General features: G+C 61.1%; 8 protein-coding genes and 1 tRNA gene. 7 read left to right on the top strand and 2 right to left on the bottom strand.

Annotated elements, in window-relative coordinates:
- Nucleotides 1-5: 5 nt before the first annotated feature.
- The 7 genes from cysD to AC07OO_RS20910 all read left to right on the top strand — a co-directional run bounded on the left by cysD (nucleotide 6) and on the right by AC07OO_RS20910 (nucleotide 17,949).
- The gene (cysD, locus tag AC07OO_RS20880; RefSeq protein ID WP_495084071.1) at nucleotides 6-938 is read left to right on the top strand and encodes a sulfate adenylyltransferase subunit CysD; all 933 of its coding nucleotides are present in this window, start codon (nucleotides 6-8) and stop codon (nucleotides 936-938) included.
- Nucleotides 938-2,308 (top strand): sulfate adenylyltransferase subunit 1, encoded by a 1,371-nt coding sequence (locus AC07OO_RS20885; RefSeq protein ID WP_495084072.1) that lies wholly within the window; start codon nucleotides 938-940, stop codon nucleotides 2,306-2,308. Before cysD ends, AC07OO_RS20885 begins: the two co-directional genes overlap by 1 nt.
- 120 nt (nucleotides 2,309-2,428) lie before the next feature.
- The gene (gene fdxA / locus AC07OO_RS20890) at nucleotides 2,429-2,758 is read left to right on the top strand and encodes a ferredoxin FdxA (protein WP_495084073.1); all 330 of its coding nucleotides are present in this window, start codon (nucleotides 2,429-2,431) and stop codon (nucleotides 2,756-2,758) included.
- A gap of 13 nt (nucleotides 2,759-2,771) precedes the next feature.
- Complete coding sequence (locus AC07OO_RS20895) at nucleotides 2,772-3,851, top strand: NAD(P)/FAD-dependent oxidoreductase (protein ID WP_495084074.1); 1,080 nt, start codon at nucleotides 2,772-2,774, stop codon at nucleotides 3,849-3,851.
- Between the two features lie 90 nt (nucleotides 3,852-3,941).
- Nucleotides 3,942-4,017 (top strand) — tRNA-Asn (locus AC07OO_RS20900).
- 72 nt (nucleotides 4,018-4,089) lie between these two features.
- Entirely contained in the window at nucleotides 4,090-4,413 is a 324-nt protein-coding gene (locus tag AC07OO_RS20905; protein WP_495084075.1) for a DUF5710 domain-containing protein, read from the top strand.
- A gap of 213 nt (nucleotides 4,414-4,626) precedes the next feature.
- The gene (locus AC07OO_RS20910) at nucleotides 4,627-17,949 is read left to right on the top strand and encodes a beta strand repeat-containing protein (RefSeq protein ID WP_495084076.1); all 13,323 of its coding nucleotides are present in this window, start codon (nucleotides 4,627-4,629) and stop codon (nucleotides 17,947-17,949) included.
- A 27-nt stretch (nucleotides 17,950-17,976) separates the two neighbouring features.
- On the opposite strand, the gene AC07OO_RS20915 is transcribed toward AC07OO_RS20910, so the two are convergent.
- Complete coding sequence (locus tag AC07OO_RS20915) at nucleotides 17,977-18,813, bottom strand: HAD family hydrolase (protein ID WP_495084077.1); 837 nt, start codon at nucleotides 18,811-18,813, stop codon at nucleotides 17,977-17,979.
- An 88-nt stretch (nucleotides 18,814-18,901) separates the two neighbouring features.
- Nucleotides 18,902-20,218, bottom strand: coding sequence for an isocitrate lyase (aceA, locus tag AC07OO_RS20920; protein WP_495084078.1), 1,317 nt, complete (start codon nucleotides 20,216-20,218; stop codon nucleotides 18,902-18,904).
- Nucleotides 20,219-20,242 lie beyond the last annotated feature (24 nt).

The following is a 20,242-nucleotide window of genomic DNA, read 5'->3' on the forward strand; positions in this document are numbered from 1 at the left end:
ACGCCATGAACGCCATGACTGAACCCACCCATTTCGAACGCCTCTCCAACCAGCACCTTGATGCATTGGAAGAAGAGACGATCTTCATCCTGCGCGAAGTCGCCGCCGCCTTTGAGCGCCCCACGCTGCTGTTCTCCGGCGGCAAGGACTCGCTGGTCATGCTCAAGTGCGCCGAAAAAGCCTTTGGCGTGGGCCGCATCCCCTACCCGCTGTTGATGATCGACACCGGCCACAACTTCCACGAAGTGACCGATTTCCGCGACTTCCGCGCCAAGGAACTGGGTGCCGAACTGATCGTGCGCAGCGTCGAAGACTCCATGGCCCGCGGCACCGTGCGCCTGGCCCACCCCGGCGAATCGCGCAACGTGCACCAGTCGGTGACGCTACTCGAAGCGATTGAAGAATTCCGCTTTGACGCGCTGATCGGCGGTGCCCGCCGCGACGAAGAGAAGGCCCGCGCCAAGGAACGGATCTTCTCCCACCGCGACAGCTTTGGCCAATGGCAACCCAAGGCCCAGCGCCCCGAACTGTGGACGTTGTTCAACACCCGCCTGCAACCCGGCGAACACTTCCGCGTGTTCCCCATCAGCAACTGGACCGAGCTGGACGTGTGGCAGTACATCGAACGCGAAAAGATCGCGCTGCCGAGCCTGTACTACACGCACAAGCGTGACGTGGTCGAACGCAAGGGTCTCTTGGTGCCGGTGACCGACCTGACTCCGGCCAAGGACGGCGAAACGATTGAAAGCCGTGACGTGCGCTTTCGCACCGTGGGCGACATCACCTGCACCTGCCCCGTGGACAGCCTGGCCGCAACCGCCGCCGATATCGTCATCGAGACGCTGCAGGCTGACGTGTCCGAACGCGGCGCAACCCGCATGGATGACAAGACTTCCGAAGCCTCGATGGAAAAACGCAAGAAAGACGGATACTTCTGATGAACGCTACTACTTTGATAGCTGACCACGCAAATTCCACGAGGGCTAGCGGCGAATTTGACATACAGTCCGCCCTGCGCTTCATCACCTGCGGCAGCGTGGACGATGGCAAGAGCACGCTGATCGGCCGCCTGCTGGTGGACAGCCGCTCGGTGCTGCAAGACCAGTTGGCCAATGTGTCCAAGAGTGGCGAGGCCGACCTGGCCTTGTTCACCGACGGGTTGAGCGCCGAACGCGAACAGGGCATCACCATCGACGTGGCCTACCGCTACTTCGCCACCCCCACCCGCAAGTTCATCATCGGCGACGCGCCGGGCCACGTGCAGTACACCCGCAACATGGTCACCGCAGCCAGCAGCGCCCACGCCGCCGTGGTGCTGGTGGATGCCACCAAGCTCAAGTGGGATGTGGAAGGCCTGGTGGACCTGCTGCCCCAGACCCGCCGCCATTCGCTGTTGGTCAACCTGCTGCGTGTGCCCAGCATCGTCTTCGCCGTCAACAAGCTGGACGCCCTGGGTGCCGATGCTGCCAAGGCTTTTGCCAAGATCCGCGAGGCCCTGCTCGCCTTTGCCGAGCACGCCGGCATTGCCGTCACGGCCACCATTCCGATGTCGGCCCTGAAGGGCGACAACGTGGTGACCGCAACCGAAGGCTGGTGCGGTTATACCGGCCCCAGTCTGCTGGCCCTGCTGGAAACCCTGCCCGTGACCGCCGCCGAGACCGACGTGCCCTTCGCCTTCCCGGTGCAGTGGGTCGAGAAATTCCACAACTCGGCCGACACCACCCAGGGCCGCCGTGTGTTCTGGGGCCGTGTGGCCACCGGCCGCGTCCAGCCCGGCGACACCATCACGATACTGCCCAGCGGCCAGACCGCCGTCGTGGCCCAGGTGGTCAACCACGCCCGCGTGCCTAAGGGCGTAGCGGCTGGCCATGGCGCCGGCATCACGCTGGACCGCGAGGTCGACGTGTCCCGCGGCGACTGGCTGCTGTCCACCGCGACCACCGCCCCGGCCTCGGACGACGAGTTTGCCGACAACACGCCGGTCAAATTCTTCCAGCCCACGCGCGAGATCAAAGCCACCGTGGCCTGGATGGACGACGAGCCCCTAGTTGCCGGCCGCGTCTACCTAGCCCTGCACGGCCACCGCTGGATCAAGGCCAAGGTCAAACGCATCGTGCACAGCCTGGACGTCAATACGCTGGAAGAACACGACGCGACACAGATCGAGCCCAACGCCATCGGCCATATCGAGCTGGCGCTGCAAGAGCCTATCGCCGCCCTGCCCTACAGCCAGTCGCGCATTCTGGGTGCGCTGATTCTGGTGGATACGGCCAGCCACAAGACCTCGGGTGCACTGCTGTTGAACTGAGCGTCGGTCCGCACGATGGTGCAATGTCGCTCATCCTGGCGTACCCATGCGACAGGATGGGTGACCAATTGCCAATAAAATCAAGAAGTTGTTAAATCTCTTCTCGCACTAGAAAACAAAATGACCCATACCGTCACCGAAGCCTGCATCAAGTGCAAGTACACCGATTGCGTCGACGTCTGCCCCGTGGATTGCTTCCGCGAAGGCCCCAATTTCCTGACCATCGACCCCGATGAATGCATCGACTGCGCGGTGTGCATCCCCGAATGCCCGGTCAACGCCATCTACGCAGAAGAAGATGTGCCCGCCGACCAGCGCCACATGACGGCCCTGAACGCCGAACTGGCCAAGCTGCCCACCTGGAAGAGCATCACCAAGCGCAAGGCCGAGCTGCCCGAAGCCGAAGAGTGGAAAGACAAGACCGGCAAGCTGGTCCACCTGATCCGCTGATCTGGCCGTGCCCATGGCACCGCCGCCCGCCCCTGTTATAGAAACCGATGCGCTCATCATCGGTGCGGGCCCGGTGGGCCTGTTCCAGGTGTTCCAACTCGGCTTGCAGGAAGTCCGGGTGCACGTAGTGGACGCACTGCCTGGCCCCGGTGGTCAGTGTGCCGAGTTGTATCCCGATAAACCCATCTACGACATCCCGGCCCTGGCCGTCTGCACCGGCCGCGAACTGGCCGACAAACTGATGGCCCAGATCGCCCCCTTTGGTGCGCATTTCCATTGGAGCCAGGTCGTCACCCACTTGCAAAAGCAGCCGGATGGCCTCTTTTTGGTGGAGACATCCCAATCGCAGCGTTTTCTGTGTAAAACCGTTTTCATTGCCGCAGGTGTCGGGGCGTTCCTGCCACGCACCCTGCATGTCGAAGGGCTGTCCGCGTTTGCCGGCACCCAGTTGCTGCATAGCGTGCCCGAGGCGTCGGTGTGTGCGAACAGAAATGTCGTGATCTTTGGTGATGGCGATGCCGCACTTGAATGGGCGCTAAAGCTCTGCACCGCCCACCCCGACGGCCACCCCCATAAGGCCAAACGCGTAACCGTAGTTCACCGCCGCGATGTGTTCAGCGCCGCACCCCAGACCGTGGAGCGTTTCCGCGCATTGGTGCAGCAAGGCCACTTGCACTTCGTGGCCGGCCAGGCGCAGGGCCTGGAAACGGTGCAGGACCGCCTGACCGGCATTCAGATCCTGGACTCCGAAGGCCAGACACGCACACTTCCGCTGGAGATGTTGCTCGTCTTGCAAGGCCTCTCGCCCAAACTGGGCCCAGTGGCCCAGTGGGGCTTAGACATCGAACGCAAGCAGTTGCAAGTGGATACCGAAAAGTTTTCCACCAGTGAACCCGGCATTTTTGCGGTGGGTGACATCAACACCTATGCTGGCAAGAAGAAGTTGATCCTGTGCGGCTTCCACGAAGCCACCTTGGCTGCCTTCGGCGCCATGCCCTTCATCTTCCCCGACAAGAAAGTGATGTTGCAGTACACCACGACCAGTCCCAAGCTACACAAGTTGCTGGGCGTGGAAACGCCGTCACATGACTGACCGGTGCAAATACGAATTGCGAACTTTTTTCAAAAAAAATGGCGCCTCTTGCAAAACACCAAATTTGCACGCTATAATTTGAGGCTTCATTCCTCGATAGCTCAGTCGGTAGAGCGCCGGACTGTTAATCCGTAGGTCCCTGGTTCGAGCCCAGGTCGAGGAGCCAAATTAGAGAGCCCACTGTCGCAAGACGGTGGGCTTTTTCTATTCCCGAATCCACATACATTGCCGCACCGCCATGAGAATCAATCTGGTAACCCCTTTTTCAGAAAAGGACGCCGCCAAGGCGCTGGGAGCCCGTTGGGACGCTGCAAAAAAGCAGTGGTACATCGTCGACGTGGCGGATCTCACGCCCTTTCTGCGCTGGATTCCCCAGGCGGACGGTTCGACGACTGCCAACCAAGCTTCGGGCGCCACGGGTTCACGGCGGTCGCCTGATGACAAAGCCCCGATCCGGCGATCGGCAGGCGTCCTCACCACGTCTGCAGTGCAAGTGACACATTGTGGTTGCGCCGTGCGCGCGTGGGAAGACTGCCCTCACACACTAGCCGGCAAGGCTTGATCCCACACAAAAGGCCGGATAAACCCAGGCTTTGCGCCGGATCGCCACGGCCTTTTTCCTGGACACTCCCAATTGCAGCCCGCATTGGCGGCGCAGTGGTCGTCGCGCTCGCAAAAAGGCACATCCAGTTTGACGATAGTTCCTGCATACTGGTGCGCTAAATGCAATGCCGCCCGGCTTTTTTAGGCGCAGCAACCTGCTGGAGTGATTGTCATGGCCTCCCCCTTTGTGGGAATGAGAACGGAAGATATTGCGGTCCTGACGACGAGTCAACTTGATCACTTGTCGACAGCGGACTACGCGTCTCTGACGACAGCCCAGATCGCTGCCTTTACAACCAACCAGATTACATCGCTGCGGCCTCTGTTCGTTGCAGCACTCACCAGCTCAATCGTCACGGCGCTGAGCACGGATCAGGTAGTAGCTCTGCGAACCGACCAAGTCGCGGCGCTGACCACAAGCCAGGTCATGGCCTTGGCTACCCAGCAGATCGCAGCCCTGGAGACGCGTGATGTGGCCGCCCTGTCCACGACCAGCCTCAGTGCTTTGGGCACCGACCAGATTAGCAAGGGCCTAACGACAGACCAAATCGTGGCCCTTCGCACCGACCAGATCGCCGCGTTGACCACGAATCAGGCAGTGGCCCTGACGACCAACCAGGTGGCTGCGCTGGAAACGCGGGACCTTGCTGCATTCACTACGGCCGGCATTGCTGCACTCGGCACGGACCAGGTCAGTAAAGGTCTGACGACCGACCAGATCGCGGCGCTGCGCACGGATCAGGTGGCGGCCCTTGCCACTGCCCAAGTAGCCGCATTGACGACTAGCCAGGTAGCCGCGTTGGAAACCCGGGATGTGGCAGCACTGACCACCAACGCACTCACGGCATTGTCGACCGCCCAACTGAGCCAAGGTTTGACGACCAGCCAGATCGCAGCCTTGCGGACCGACCAAGCCGCTGCGTTGAAAACCAACCAGGTCACTGCTCTAACCACCGACCAGGTCGCAGGACTGAGCACGCGTGCCATCGCGACGCTGACCACGTCCAGCCTGGCGGCGCTGACCACTGACCAGGTCGGCAAGGGCCTGACTACATCCCAGGTCGCAGCCATCAGCACAGCGAGTCTTGTTGCATTGACCTCCGCCGGTGTGGCTGCATTGACAACGGATCAGATCGTTGCCCTGCGTACCGACCAGGTTGCCAACCTGGCGACGGGCCAGATCACTGCTCTGACCACCAACCAAGTGGCCGCCTTGGAAACGCGCGACATTGCTGCGATGGCGACCTCCAGTTTGGGTGTGCTCAGTACCGACCAAGTGAGTAAAGGTCTGACGACCGACCAGATCGTCGCCTTGCGCTCCGACCAGGTTGCCGCCCTGACCACTAACCAAGTGGTTGCCCTGACCAGCACCCAGGTTGGCGCCATAGAAACACGCGATATTGCCGCACTGACCACCGCCAGTGTGGGCGCGTTGACGACCGACCAGATCAACAGGGGCATGACAACCGCCCAGGTCGCAGCGCTGACCACCAACCATGTTGGTGTGTTGAGCACGGATCAAATCAGCAAGGGATTTACCACCGACCAGGTGGTGGCCCTGCGCACCGACCAGGTGGTGGCGCTCAAGTCTGGCCAGGTCGGCGCGCTGACAACCAGCCAAGTGGCCGCATTGGAAACCCGCGACGTAGTGACGTTGACGTCCTCCAACGTTGGTGCTCTCTCGACAGACCAACTTGTCCTGGGCCTTGGCACTGCGCAAATCGCAGCACTCACCACGGCCAACATCGCTGCGCTGAGCACGGACCAGATCAGCAAAGGCCTCAGTACCGATCAGATCGTGGCGCTGAGAACCGACCAAGTCGCGGCACTGTCCAGCAAGCAGGTTGCAGCCCTCTCGACCAACCAGATTGCGGCCATGGAAACCCGCGATGTTGCCGCACTGACGACAAGCAATGTCGCAGTGCTGTCAACCGACCAGGTCAGCAAGGGCATGGGCAGCGCCCAGATAGCTGCATTGCGGACTGACCAGGTAACTGCATTGACGACCAGTCAAATCGCAGCGTTGACAACCAGCCAGGTCACAGCCATTGCCACACGCAATGTCGCGGTACTCACCACGGCAGATATAGGAGCCCTGTCCACCGATCAAATCGGCAAAGGGTTGACAACGGCACAGGTTGCGGTGCTGACGACGGCAGACGTCGCCGCGTTCAGCACCGACCAGCTCAGCAAAGGCTTTACCACCGATCAGATCGTCGCACTGCGTACAGACCAGGTCGCTGCGCTCAAGTCCAGCCAGACCGCTGCGCTCACCACGGACCAAGTAGCAGCGCTGGAAACCCGTGATGTGGCGGCCATGGCGACGGCCAACATCGCCGCGCTGTCGACTGACCAGATCAATAAGGGGCTGACCACCACTCAGATTGCCGCATTCACAACGTCCGGCATCGCAGCTTTGGGCACAGATCAGGTCAGCAAAGGCTTGACCACCGCCCAAGTCGTGGCGCTACGGTCTGACCAAGTGGCTGCCCTGTCCAGCAAGCAGGTGGCGGCGCTGACATCCGACCAAGTGGCGGCGCTGGAAACCCGTGATGTAGCGGCCCTCACCACCAACGATATTGCCGCACTCACGACAGACCAAGTCAGCAAAGGCCTGACCAGCACCCAAATTGCAGCCCTGCGAACCGACCAAGCCGTTGCCCTGACGACCAACCAGGTGGCTGCGCTGACAACCACGCAAATTGCGGCTTTGGCAACGCGCGACGTTGCTGTGTTGACAACAGCCAGTATTGCCGCCCTGTCCACAGACCAAATCAGCAAGGGCATGACGACGGCCCAGATCGCAGCACTGACAACGGCCAGCATTGCCGTCTTGAGCACAGACCAGATCAGCAACGGCCTCACCACCGACCAGATCGTCGCGCTGCGCACCGATCAGATTGCGGCGCTGAAGTCGGCTCAAGTGTTTGCCCTGACCAGTAGCCAAATGGCTGCCCTGGAAACCCGCGACATTGCCGCACTGACATCCGTCGGCATTGGGGCTCTCAATACCGACCAAATCAGCAAAGGTTTGGGCACGGCCCAGATTGCCGCCCTGACCACAGCCAGCATTGCCGCGCTGAGCACTGATCAGATCAGCAAAGGCTTGACCACCGACCAGATCGTGGCCTTGCGGACGGACCAGGTGGCAGCCCTGTCCACCAACCAAGTCCAGGCGCTGACCACCAGCCAGATCGCCGCGATGGAAACACGCGACGTGGCCGCGTTCACGACCGCTGGCGTTGGGGCCCTCAGCACGGACCAGGTCAGCAAAGGCTTGACGACAGACCAGATCGTGGCCCTGAGGACGGACCAGGTCGCGGCGCTCAAGACGGTCCAGGTCGCGGCCTTGACCAGCAGCCAAGTAGCCGCAATGGAAACTCGCGATGTGGCCGCCTTGACCACCGCCAGCATCGCGACTCTGAGCACGGACCAGATCAGCAAGGGCATGACCACGGCGCAGATTGCAGCACTTACAACGGCTGATATCGGGGCACTAAGTACCGATCAGGTCAGCAAAGGATTGACCACCGACCAGGTGGTGGCGCTCAGGACTGACCAGATCGCTGTGCTGAAAACCGCACAAGTTGCAGTACTCACCACCAATCAAGTGGCCGCCATGGAGACGCGTGATGTGGCGGCGATGGGCACCGCCAATATTGCAACACTGTCTACCGATCAGATCAGCAAGGGGTTGACTTCGGCACAGGTGGCCGCGTTGACCACGGCAGGCATTGCCGCGCTGAATACAGACCAGATCGGCAAAGGCTTCACCACCGACCACATCGTGGCACTGCGCACCGACCAGATTGCCGCGCTCAAGACCAGTCAGATCGCCGCGCTAACCACCGACCAAGTAGCCGCACTGGAGACACGCGATGTCGCAGCCCTTACCACGGCCGGCATAGGCGCGTTGAACACGGACCAGGTCAGCAAGGGACTGACGTCAGCCCAAATGGCGGCCCTCAGAACCGACCAGGCTGCTGCGCTCAGCACCGCCCAAATTGCTGCGTTGACCACCAACCAGGTGGCAGCACTCGCGACGCGCAATGTCCCCGTGCTGACTTCGGCTGGCATTGCAGCCCTATCCACGGACCAGATCGCCAAGGGGATGACAACATCCCAGGTCGCTGCACTTACCACAGGCAGCGTGGCAGCACTCAATACGGACCAAATCAGCAAGGGCCTGACGACGGACCAGATCGTTGCACTGCGAACCGATCAGATCGCTGCGTTGAAAACAGCCCAAGTGGCAGCCTTGACCACCGACCAGATAGCGGCTTTGGAGACGCGGGATGTTGCGGCGCTGACCTCCAGCGCCATTGCCGCACTCAGTACCAACCAAATCAGCAAAGGGCTGACAAGCGGTCAGATCGCCGCATTGACCACCGCCAACCTGGCTGCTCTCAGCACGGATCAAATCAGCAAAGGTTTGACCACGGACCAGATCGTGGCCCTGCGTACCGACCATCTAGCCGCCTTGTCCACCAACCAAATAGCGGCCCTGACGACCAGCCAATTGGCCGCGCTGGAAACACGGGATGTGGCAGCACTGACCACCGTCGGCATAGCGGCTTTGGGTACGGATCAGATCAGCAAAGGGCTGACCACAGACCAGATCATTGCACTGCGTACCGATCAGATTGCGGCGCTGAAGACCCACCAAGTCGCTGCGCTGACCACGGATCAAGTCGCAGCGCTGGAAACACGGGACGTGACCGCACTGACATCCACGGCTGTTGCGACACTGAGCACCGATCAGATTGGCAAGGGTCTGGGGACCGCTCAGATTGCCGCACTGACTACGGCCAATATCGCCAGCTTGAGCACAGACCAAGTCAGCAAGGGCCTGACGACCGACCACGTCGTCGCGCTGCGGACCGATCAGGTCGCCGCGCTCAAAAGCAGCCAAGTCGCGGCACTAACGACCGACCAATTGGTGGCGATGGAGACCCGTGACATTGCCGCACTGACCACGGCGAACGTGGCGGTGCTGTCCACGAACCAGATCAACAAAGGCCTGGGCACCGCGCAAATCGCCGCGCTGACGACCGCTGCTATCGCGGCGCTGAACACGGATCAGCTCAGCAAAGGCCTCAGCACCGACCAAGTGGTGGCCCTGCGTACAGACCAGGTCGCTGCGCTGAAGTCCAACCAGGTGGCGGCGCTGACCACGGACCAAATGGCCGCGCTGGAAACACGCGACGTGGCGGCCTTGACCACAGCCAATGTCAACGCGCTCAGCACGGATCAGATCAACAAGGGTTTGACAACGGACCAGATCGTCGCGTTGCGCACCGACCAGGTCGCGGCGCTCAAGACCCAGCAGGTGGCTGCGCTGACAACCGATCAAGTCGGCGCGCTGGAGACACGGGATGTGGCCGCGCTGACCTCGACCGCCATCGCGGCATGGAGCACGGACCAGATCAGCAAAGGCCTGACAACGGCCCAAGTCGCAGCGTTGACCACGACCAACGTCAACGCGTTGAGCACCGACCAACTCAGCAAAGGTTTGACCACCGACCAGATAGCGGCTTTGCGCACAGACCAGGTAGCTGCGCTGTCCACCAACCAGCTCACAGCGCTGACGACCCTACAGGTCGCCGCGCTGGAAACCCGTGATGTAGCCGCACTGACCACCGTCGGCATCGCCGCTCTGAGCACCAGCCAAATTGCCAAGGGCCTCACCACTGATCAAATCGTCGCGTTGCGTACTGATCAAGTGGCTGCATTGAAGACCGCTCAGGTGGCTGCGCTGACAACGGACCAGGTGGCTGCGCTGGAGACGCGCGATGTCGCGGCCATGGCAACGGCCAATATCGCCGCACTATCGACCGACCAAATGCAGCAGGGCATGACCACAGCCCAGGTCGCCGCGCTGACCACCGCGGGCATCAATGCCTTGGGCACAGACCAGATTAGCAAAGGGCTGACAACCGACCACATCGTTGCCCTGCGAACGGACCAGGTCGCCGCGCTGAAGACTGCACAGCTTGCTGCTTTGACGACGGACCAGATTACCGCATTGGAAACACGCGACATCGCCGCGCTGACGACCACCAGCGTTGCCGTGCTGTCAACCGACCAGATCAGCAAGGGTCTGGGCACGGCCCAGATCGCCGCATTGACCACGGCCGACATCTTTACGTTGGGCACAGACCAGATCAGCAAAGGCTTCACCACCGATCAGATCGCGGCCTTGCGAACCGACCAGGTGTCGGCGCTCAAGACCAGCCAAGTGGCGGCTTTGACGACAGACCAGGTCGCAGCCATGGAGACGCGCGATGTCGCAGCACTGACCACCACTGCCCTCGGCGCGCTGAGCACGGACCAGGTTAGCAAGGGCCTCACGACCGACCAGATCGTGGCACTGCGCACCGACCAGGTGGCTGCACTCAAGTCCAATCAATTGAGTGCCCTGACGACGGACCAGATCGCGGCGATTGAAACGCGCGACATTGCGGTGCTGGCAACGGCCAGCATTGCGATTTTGTCAACAGATCAGATTGGCAAGGGTCTGACGACCGCGCAAGTGGCCGCGCTGACGACTGCAGGCATTGCGGCACTGGGTACCGACCAGATCAGCAAGGGGCTCACGACAGACCAAGTGGCTGCCTTGCGCACCGACCAGGTGGCTGCGCTGAAGTCCAGCCAGGTCGCCTCACTAACAACGGATCAGCTTGCAGCCATCGAAACCAGGGACGTTGCCGCTATCACATCGGTAGCAGTTGCTGCGCTGAGCACTACCCAAATTGCGCTGGGCTTGACCACGGCCCAGATTGCAGCGTTGACAACGGCCAATGTCAATGCGCTCAGCACCAGCCAGATCAGCAAAGGCTTGACCACGGACCAAGTCGTGGCCCTGCGGACGGACCAGATTGCCGCGCTGTCCAGCAACCAGGTTGCTGCCCTTACGACGGACCAGATCGCGGCTCTGGAGACACGGGACATTGCGGCACTGACCACCACCAACATCGGCGCCCTGAGCACGGACCAGGTCAGCAAGGGTCTAACAACGGACCAGATCATTGCCCTGCGCACAGACCAGATCGCCAATCTCAAGACAGCTCAGATCGCAGCGTTGACGACCGACCAGATCGCCGCCTTCGAGACCCGCGATGTGGCTGCACTCAGCACAGCCAGCATCGCCGCATTCAGCACCAGCCAGATCAATAGCGGCCTGACCAGCGCGCAAACTGCAGCGCTGACGACTGCCAATATTGCAGGTCTGACCACGGACCAGATCAGCAAGGGACTGAGCACGGACCAGATCGCAGCACTGCGTACGGACCAGGTCGCAGCACTCAAGTCCAACCAGATTGCGGCCCTGACAACGGACCAGATTGCCGCGCTGACCACACGAGATGTTGCCGCCCTCACCAGTTCTGGAATAGCTGCACTCAGCACCAACCAGATCAGCAAAGGTTTGGACACGGACCAGATCGCAGCCCTGACCACGGCCAACATCAACGCACTCAGTACCGACCAGATCAGCAAAGGCTTGACGACCGATCAGGTTGCGGCCCTGAGAACGGACCAGGTTGCCGGGCTGAAGACCAGCCAGCTTGCGGCGCTGAGCACGGACCAAATCGCTGCGATGGAAACCCGCGATATCGCAGCGATGACCACCCAGCAGATCGGAGCGTTGGGCACGGCACAGATCGGCAAGGGGCTCACCACCGACCAGGTAGTCGCCCTGCGGACCGATCACATCGCGGCCCTGTCGACCGCCCAGGTCGCCACCCTATCCACGGACCAGATCGCTGCACTGGAAACGCGAGATGTGGCGGCCCTCAGCACCACCAGCGTGGCGGCCCTTAGCACCGATCAAATCCAAGCCGGCCTGGGGACAGTGCAGCTCGCCGCATTGACAACCGCCGGTGTGGTCGCGTTGAGCACCGATCAGATCAGCAAAGGCCTTACGACAGACCAGATCGTGGCGCTGCGCACCGACCAGGTCGCGGCACTGAAGTCCAGCCAAGTTTTGGCTTTGACCACGGATCAGATCGCCGCGTTGGAGACACGCGACGTGGCGGCTCTGACCACGGCCAACATCACCACTCTTTCCACGGATCAAATCAGCAAGGGTTTGACGACGGAGCAAATCGCCGCGCTGCGGACCGACCAGGTGCAGGCACTCAAATCCAGCCAGGTGGCAGCGCTGACGACAGACCAGGTCAGCGCGCTGGAAACGCGCGACGTCGCCGTGCTGACGACAGCCAATTTGGCGCTTCTGTCAACGGCCCAAATCAACGCCGGTTTGACCACCGCACAGATCGCCGCGCTGACCACCGCCGGTATTGCTGCGCTCAGCACCGACCAGATCAGCAAGGGCTTGACGACGGACCACGTCGTTGCACTGCGTACCGACCAAGTGGTGGCGCTCAAGACCCTGCAATTGGCCGCTTTGACGACGGACCAGGTTTCCGCCCTGGAAACGCGGGATATTGCCGCCCTGACGTCTGCACAGGTTTCCGTGTTGTCGACCCAACAAATCAACCTCGGCCTGAGCACCTCGCAACTCGCTGCCCTGACCACTGCAAATATCGCAGCACTCAGTACCGACCAGATCAGCAAAGGCCTGAATACCGACCAAATTGCTGCGCTGCGCACAGACCAAGTGGCGGCGCTCAAGACCAGCCAAGTTGCGATGCTCTCCAGCGATCAGGTTGCGGCGCTGGAAACCCGCGACATTGCTGTACTGACAATTGCCAGCATTGCGGCGCTCAGCACGGACCAGATCAACAGGGGGCTGACGACCGATCAGATTGCCGCACTGACAACGGCTGGCGTGGGTGCACTGAGTACGGACCAGCTCAGCAAGGGGTTCAACACCGACCAGATTGCCGCGCTGCGGACAGACCAGATCGCCGCGCTGAAGTCCAGCCAGGTAGCGGCTCTTACTACGGCGCAAGTGGCGGCACTGGAGACACGTGACATTGCAGCCCTCACCACGGCAAGTATTGTTGCGCTCAGCACCGATCAAATCAGCAAAGGATGGACGACGGACCAGATCGTTGCGCTACGCACAGACCAGGTTGCAGCGCTCAAGACCAACCAGGTTACTGCGCTGACCACGGACCAAGTCGCCGCCCTGGAGACCCGGGATGTCGCGGCCCTGGCGACCGCCAACATTGCCGTGCTGTCCACCGACCAGATCGGCCAAGGCATGACCACGGCGCAAGTCGCGGCCTTGACCACGGCGGGCGTAGCGGCCCTCAGCAGCGACCAGATCGCCAAGGGCCTTACCACGGATCAGATCGTCGCACTGCGCTCGGACCAGGTTGCGGCACTCAAGACCCTGCAGCTTGTGGCGCTGACGACGGATCAAATTGCCGCGCTGGAAACCCGCGACATCGCAGCATTGACGACGGCCAGCGCCGCCGCGCTGACCACGACCCAGATCAACAAGGGATTGGGCACGGACCAGATCGCTGCCCTCACCACGGCCAACTTGGTAGTACTAAGCACAGACCAGATCAGCAAAGGCTTGGCCACCGACCAGATCGTGGCGATGCGTACCGACCAGGTTGCCGCGCTCAAATCGAGCCAGGTCGCTGCACTGACAACGGACCAGATCGCGGCACTGGAGACTCGTGATATTGCCGCCCTGACAACGGCAAGCTTGGTCGTACTGAGCACAACACAAGTTCGCTATGGGCTTACAACCGACCAAATCGCCGCCCTCCGGACAGACCAGATCGCGGCACTCAGCAGCATCCAGGCCACGACACTAACAACCGACCAGATCGCTGCACTAGAGACCCGCGACGTGGCCGTTTTGACGACGGCTAATCTTGCTGCGTTGTCGACCGACCAGATCGCCAATGGCTTCACCACCGCGCAGATCGCAGCGCTGACAACTGCAGGCATAGCGGCACTGGGAACCGCCCAAATCAGCAAGGGACTGACCACCGATCAGATAGTGGCCCTGAGAACCGACCAGGTGGCCGCGCTCAAGTCGAGCCAGGTGGCTGCGCTGACGACGGATCAGGTCGCTGCTTTAGAGACACGGGATGTTGCCGCCCTGACAACTGCAAACGTCTTGGCGCTCAGCACAACCCAGGTACGCGCTGGTATGACCTCCGATCAGATCGCCGCACTGCGGACCGACCAGGTCGTGGCACTGGGCAGCAGCCAGGTTGCGGCCCTCACAACCGACCAGGTAGCTGCCTTGGAGACCCGCGATGTAGCGGTTCTCACAACGGCCAATCTTGCCGTTTTGTCAACCGATCAAATTGCCAGCGGATTCACCACCGATCAGATAGCCGCATTGACCACCGCCGGCATAGGCGCGTTGAGCACCAACCAGATCGGCCAAGGCTTGACGACCGATCAGATTGCTGCGTTGCGCACGGACCAGGTGGCGGCTCTCAAATCCGGCCAAGTCTTGGCACTGAGCACAGACCAAGTGGCGGCGTTCGAGACCCGAGATATTGCAGCGCTGACAACCGCCAACGTAGCCGTGCTGTCGACCGACCAAATCAACAAAGGACTGACAACCGAGCAGATTGCTGCGCTGACAACAGCAGAAGTGGCCGCGCTAACCACAGATCAAATCAGCAAGGGGCTGACGACCGATCACGTAGCAGCCCTGCGCACCGATCAGGTGGCCGCGCTCAAGTCAAGTCAAGTTGCGGCACTGGCAACGGATCAGATCGCCGCAATGGAAACGCGCGACATTGCCGCCCTGACAACGGCCAACTTGATCGCACTGAGCACCGCGCAAGTCCGTAGTGGGCTGACAACGGATCAAATCGCAGCCCTCCGAACAGACCAGATCACAGCGCTTAGCAGCAACCAGGCCGCGGCACTGACGACCGATCAGATTGCTGCTCTGGAGACGCGTGACGTGGCCGTTTTGACGACGAGCAATATTTCCGCGTTGTCGACCGATCAGATCGCAAGTGGCTTCACTACCGACCAGATCGCTGCTCTGACCACGGCCGGTATAGGCGCTCTGAGTACCAACCAGATCAGCAGAGGCCTGACAACCGATCAGATTGCGGCGCTGCGCACTGACCAGGTTGCGGCACTCAAGTCCAACCAAGTCTTGGCGCTGACCACCGACCAGGTGGCTGCGATAGAGACTCGAGACATTGCTGCGCTGACCACGGCCAATGTAGCCGTGCTCTCCACCGACCAGATCGGCAAAGGTTTCACCACAGACCAAGTCGCCGCCCTGACAACCGCAGAGGTTACTGCACTCAGCACGGATCAAATGGGTCAGGGTCTGACAACAGATCAGGTCGTTGCATTGCGCACGGACCAAGTTGCGGCTCTGAAGAGCAGCCAGGTGGCTAGCCTGACAACAGACCAGATTGCCGCACTGGAGACGCGCGATGTGGCCGCGCTGACCACGGTCAACGTCGCTGCACTGTCCACCACCCAGGTCCGCAAAGGCTTCACAACCGACCAGATCGCCGCACTGCGTAGTGATCAGATTGTGGCGCTGCGAACCGACCAGGTCGGTGCATTGACGAGTGACCAGATCGCTGCAGTGGAAACCCGCGACATCGCGGTATTGACGACCGCCAACATCGCCGCGCTATCGACGGACCAGATTGCATCGGGATTGAGCACCGACCAGGTGGCCGCCTTCACGACCGCCGGCATCGGGGCTCTGAGTACTGACCAGATCAGCAAAGGCTTTACGACGGACCAGATCGCGGCCTTGCGCACCGACCAAGTGGCCGGACTCAAGACCAGCCAAGTGGCTGCGCTGACCACGGATCAAGTCGCGGCCTTGGAAACGCGCGACGTGGCTGCGCTGACTACCACCAGCATTGGCGCGCTGAGCACCGATCAGATCCGCAAGGGCTTTACAACTGACCAGATTGCCGCACTCCGTACCGACCAGATCGCAGCTCTGAGCACCAGCCAGGTAGCCGCTCTGACCACGGATCAGGTTGCGGCCATGGAGACGCGCGATGTGGCCGTATTGACCACGGCCAATGTTGCCGTGCTGTCCACCGACCAGATAGGTATGGGCCTGACCACAGACCAGATCGCAGCGCTGACGACCAATGGCATCGTTGCCCTGAGCACCAACCAGATTGGCAAGGGCTTCACAACGGATCAGATCGCCGCGCTGCGAACCGATCAGATTGCTGCCTTGAAGACCAGCCAAGTGGCAGCCCTAACCACCGATCAGGTTGGTGCGTTGGAGACACGGGATATCGCCGCCTTCACGACGACGAACGTTGTGGCTCTGACCACGACCCAAATCAACCTAGGGCTGACTACCAGCCAAGTGGCGGCGATAACCACAGCAGGCGTCGCAGCATTGACAACCAATCAGGTCAGCATGGGTCTGACCACCGACCATATTGCGGCGCTGACCACCAACCAGGTTGTAGCCTTGAGAACCGATCAGGTCGTCTCGTTCCAGACCGGACAAGTAGCCGCCTTGACGACCAATGGAACCGCCGCACTGGAAACCCGAGACCTGGCGGCACTGACCACCACACAGGTTCAAACCGGGCTGTCCACCGACCAGATCGTAGCCCTCACGACAAACCAGGTCGCAGCACTGACTTCCGAGCAAACAGCCGCACTCACTACCGACCAATACGCCGCATTCACAACGGACCAACGACCGCACCTGACCTATGGCACGCCATTGATTCTGGACCTCAATGGCGACGGCATCTCTACCGCCAGCATTGACCACGGCGTGCAATTCGACATCTTTGGCGTGGACCAGGCTGTCAACACCGGCTGGGTTGCCGGAGGCGATGGCCTGCTGGTCATGGACAGAAACCACGACGGTTCCATCAATGGTGGTCGTGAGCTGTTTGGCGAGGGCACAACCCTGGCCAATGGACAAAAAGCCGACAACGGCTATATGGCGCTGGCTGAAATGGATAGCAATAGTGACGGCGTCGTCAATGCGGCAGACGCCGGTTTTGCGGATCTGATGGTCTGGGTGGACAGTGACTCGGATGGTGTCAGCCAAACATCTGAACTGCACACATTGAACAGCCTGAACATCACCCAGCTCGACTTGCATGCCCAAGCCTCCGACCAGACTGACAACGGTAACTTGATTGGTCTGACGTCCAGCTACACGACGGCCGATGGCGCCAGCCATGGCATGGCGGACGTGTGGTTTGCAACCGAAAGCACTGGCGCGCGCGCGGCAACACCCGCACTCTCCCTCCCATCGCGGGCGGCAGAGCAGGCTGTCGTGGCACAGACACAGACCGACACGCAATGGCAAGTGGGTTCCATGGTGGATGCGATGGCCAAATTCCAGACCATGAGCCCCGCACAGGGCGAGCTCAGTTCCCTGAGCACACAGCCTGCATCACCAAGCCTGGCACCCACCGGCAGGGACACGTCTGTCGCCGGCATGGTGGATGCCATGAAACAATTTGCGGCCCAGGACCCCGGCAAGCCTGGTCTAGCCGTGGCGGCGCCCTCTGCAGCCGCGGACGCGCTGGCAGCGCCGCATAGCCCGAAACCGGTCAACGCCCTGCTAGCAAGCCGCTGAGGCACGCCAGGGTTTGCTACGGATGCTTTAGCGCCGCCAGTCGCCCTCAATGAATTGCACCACGCTGTCGAGATGGTGTGGACCGATCACGGTATGGGCTTCCTGCTTGACTGCATCAATGGCATTGGCCATGGCAATACCTCGGTGGGCGGCCCGCAGCATGCTGACATCGTTGACGTGGTCGCCAAAGACCACGATCTCCCGCTCGGTCAGGCCATAGCGCTCGGTCAGCGTCTGGATCGCCTGGTCTTTGCTGGCGCGCTTGTCGTGCACAGTCAGCCAGGGCCAGCCTGGGCAATACAAATCTTCCGCCAAATGGGTTTCGACCGCGTCACCACACAGCTCCTCTATGGCAGCCTGCAAGGCCAGCAAGGGGGCTTCTCGATCAATCACCATCAGCGTCACTACCGGATCGACCAATTCGTCCTGCAAACGTGCCGATTGGCGCAAGCGCGGGTCACCGATGCTCAGGCGGTCGTCCAGGAACATCTGCTGGCCTATGTTGCTTGCCGAGTGGTAGAACAGGTGGTCACCCCTGGGGCCATGGGTAGAGAACATGGGTAGCAAACCGTGCGCACGCACCAAGGCAAAGATGGACTGTGCCAAGCCTGGGTCTATAGTGCGCACCAGTTCGTGGCGGCCGCTGCGCATATCGCTGATGTAGGCGCCGTTGCCCGAGATAACCGGCAGGCGCAGGGGCAAATCGCCCAGCAGGCTGTAGATCGATGACACGTGGCGTGCGCTGGCCACAGTGAACAACAGCCCCTGCTCCAGCAGGTGCGTCAAACCCACGCGGCTGCGCTCGGACAGTTTGCCTTCACGGTTCAGCAAGGTGCCATCCAGATCCGATACGTACAGCGTCATCCCAATACTTCCCGCAACAGCCAATGAAAAAGGCCGGGCCTTCTTGCGAAAGCCCGGCCCCCGGCAGTCTAGCAAAGACGCAGACGGCTTAGTGGAACTGTTCTTCTTCGGTAGAACCGGTCAGCGCCTTGACGGAGGATGTACCGCCTTGGATCACGGTGGTCACGTCATCGAAGTAACCCACGCCCACTTCCTGCTGGTGCGACACGAAGGTGTAACCCTTGTCGCGGGCAGCAAATTCGGGCTCTTGCACCATTTCGGTGTAGTGCTTCATGCCTTCGCCGCGGGCGTAAGCGTGGGCAAACTGGAAGGTGTTGAACCAGTTGATGTGGATACCGGCCAGCGTGATGAACTGGTACTTGTAGCCCAGTGCGGACAGGTCTTCCTGGAAGGAAGCGATCTGCGAGTCCGACAGGTTCTTCTTCCAGTTGAAGGAAGGAGAGCAGTTGTAAGACAGCAGCTTACCGGGGCACTCTTTCAACACGGCCTGGGCGAATTCGCGGGCGAAGCCGATGTCGGGCACGCCAGTTTCGCACCACACCAGGTCAGCGTAGGGAGCGTAGGCCACGCCACGGCTGATGGATTGCTCCAGGCCGTTCTTGACGCGGTAGAAACCTTCTTGCGTACGCTCGCCGGTGATGAAGGGCTTGTCGTTGGCGTCGTAATCGCTGGTTATCAAGTTGGCGGCTTCCGCATCGGTACGGGCCAAGATGATGGTGGGTACGCCCATGGTGTCGGCGGCGAAACGGGCAGCGATGAGCTTTTCGATGGCTTCGCGGGTGGGAACCAGCACCTTGCCGCCCATGTGACCGCATTTCTTCACGGCAGCCAACTGGTCTTCAAAGTGCACGCCGGCAGCACCGGCTGTGATCATGTTCTTCATCAGTTCGAACGCGTTCAGCACGCCACCGAAACCGGCTTCCGCGTCGGCCACGATGGGCAGGAAGAAGTCGATGAATTCTTTGTCACCGGGGTTGATGCCACGGCCCCACTGGATTTCGTCGGCGCGCTTGAAGGTGTTGTTGATGCGGCGAACCATGGTGGGCACCGAGTCGTAGGCATACAGCGACTGGTCGGGGTACATGGTTTCGGATGTGTTGCCGTCAGCTGCGACTTGCCAGCCCGACAGGTACACGGCTTCCAGGCCAGCCTTGGCTTGTTGCATGGCTTGACCGGCGGAGATTGCACCGAAGGCGTTCACGTAGCCTTTCTTGGCACCACCGTTGACCTTGGCCCACAGCTTTTCGGCGCCGTGCTTGGCCAATGTGTACTCGGGCTGCACGCTGCCGCGCAGGCGAACGACGTCGGCTGCGGAATAGCCGCGCTTGACGCCTTTCCAGCGGGGGTTGGTGGCCCAGTCTTTTTCAAGGGCTGCGATTTGCTGTTCACGGGTCTGAGTAGTCATGGAATCACTCCGTCGTAGTTAAAG

It is taken from the genome of Rhodoferax sp. GW821-FHT07G04, from assembly GCF_059418585.1.

Excerpts from the sequence above, each read along its gene's own strand:
- cysD (WP_495084071.1), top strand. The coding sequence starts at position 6 with ATGAACGCCATGACTGAACCCACCCATTTCGAACGCCTCTCCAACCAG.
- AC07OO_RS20885 (WP_495084072.1), top strand. The coding sequence starts at position 938 with ATGAACGCTACTACTTTGATAGCTGACCACGCAAATTCCACGAGGGCT.
- fdxA (WP_495084073.1), top strand. The coding sequence starts at position 2,429 with ATGACCCATACCGTCACCGAAGCCTGCATCAAGTGCAAGTACACCGAT.
- AC07OO_RS20895 (WP_495084074.1), top strand. The coding sequence starts at position 2,772 with ATGGCACCGCCGCCCGCCCCTGTTATAGAAACCGATGCGCTCATCATC.
- AC07OO_RS20905 (WP_495084075.1), top strand. The coding sequence starts at position 4,090 with ATGAGAATCAATCTGGTAACCCCTTTTTCAGAAAAGGACGCCGCCAAG.
- AC07OO_RS20910 (WP_495084076.1), top strand. The coding sequence starts at position 4,627 with ATGGCCTCCCCCTTTGTGGGAATGAGAACGGAAGATATTGCGGTCCTG.
- AC07OO_RS20915 (WP_495084077.1), bottom strand. The coding sequence starts at position 18,813 with ATGACGCTGTACGTATCGGATCTGGATGGCACCTTGCTGAACCGTGAA.
- aceA (WP_495084078.1), bottom strand. The coding sequence starts at position 20,218 with ATGACTACTCAGACCCGTGAACAGCAAATCGCAGCCCTTGAAAAAGAC.